Below are 835 nucleotides of genomic sequence, written 5' to 3'. Positions count from 1 at the left end.
CCTCCCACCCGGTGTTCGATTCGGTCATCCACCGCGCCAGTTGGACAGTGTCTTCGATGACGGCGAAGCCCTCGGTGTCCAGCACGGAATCTTCATGCTGCAGCAGGTCATCCACGGTCAGGTTTCGATTCCAATAACCACGTGTCGATCCGACGAAGTTTCTCGCCACGCGACCGGCCGCCACCTCGAAAATCTGCCCGTTATGGCGGTTGCTTTCGAGCGCAAGCCAGGCAACAGCGGGCGATACCAGAGAAGGGGACATCATGGTTTCCATTTGACGCCTGGCTGTTTCGTCTCCGACTGCGCTGGCCATGGCCGTGAAAGCACCTGGTGCAACGACGTTCACCGTGATTCCGTTGTCCGCACCTTCGGCCGCCAGCGACATGGCCAAGCCGAGGATGGCGCCCTTCGACGCGGCGTAGTGACTGATCAGTGGTTGCTGGGTCCATGCGCTCGACGAGCTCACCATCACAACGCGCCCGTACTGCTGGCGAAGAAGATGCGGCCACGCGGCATTGATTACGTTGAACGACCCGTAGGCATTCACCTTCATCACCCGGTCGAAGGCTGCATAGTCCATGTCGCTGAACGCGGCACTGTTGATGATTCCGGCGTTACTGACCACGATGTGAAGCCCACCGAAGTCGTCGATCGCGGACTTGATTACCTCCGCGGCGCCCGCGGGGTCCGATATGTCCGCGACGCAGGCCATAGCCGAACCGCCTTCCTGGTTGATCGCCTCACACACCTCGTGCGCGGCGTCGCCGACGTCGTTGACGACCACGGACGCCCCGAGCGAGGCCAGAAGTCGGGCATGTGCGCGTCCCATTCCTGC

The 835-nt window shown here is 61.7% G+C and carries 1 protein-coding gene; it reads right to left on the bottom strand.

What is annotated here, in order from left to right; genetic code table 11:
• A partial coding sequence (locus MLGJGCBP_RS23250) for an SDR family NAD(P)-dependent oxidoreductase (RefSeq protein WP_236581303.1) occupies window positions 1-784 on the bottom strand: 784 nt, incomplete at its 3' end.
• Between the last annotated feature and the right edge of the window lie 51 nt (window positions 785-835).

The organism is Rhodococcus sp. T7 (assembly GCF_009872365.1).
GTDB lineage: Bacteria > Actinomycetota > Actinomycetes > Mycobacteriales > Mycobacteriaceae > Rhodococcus_F.
The sequence above is the reverse complement of the archived record's forward strand: the minus strand, read 5'-3'. Positions and strand labels throughout refer to the sequence as shown.